We start from the raw sequence: 304 nt of genomic DNA, 5'->3' as shown, positions 1-304 counted from the left end.
GTACTTACCCAGCAACGGTATCTGACAACACTGACGGAATATAGCCAACTACTCGCGAAATCACCAATATTGATAGCGACAGATGACCAGACAATCACCCCAGGCCGCACCGTAGAAAATCTGGCTCTGGTTAATCACCCAACCGATTTGGCCTATATCATCTACACCTCCGGTACTACCGGACAGCCTAAAGGCGTCATGATTGAGCATAAGAATGTTATCCATATGGTGGCAGCACAGGCAGAACTGTTTGATATCACAAAGCGAAAAAAAGCCTTAATGTTTGCCGCTTATGTTTTTGATG

The 304-nt window shown here is 45.4% G+C and carries 1 protein-coding gene; it reads left to right on the top strand.

Annotation, left to right across the window (positions count from 1 at the left end):
• Positions 1–304, top strand: a 304-nt coding sequence (locus Xentx_RS18335; RefSeq protein WP_139292557.1) for an AMP-binding protein, incomplete at both ends; no start/stop codon positions are given.

The organism is Xenorhabdus thuongxuanensis (genome assembly GCF_001908095.1).
Classification (GTDB): Bacteria; Pseudomonadota; Gammaproteobacteria; order Enterobacterales; family Enterobacteriaceae; genus Xenorhabdus; species Xenorhabdus thuongxuanensis.
This window is presented reverse-complemented; position numbering and strand designations above follow the sequence as displayed.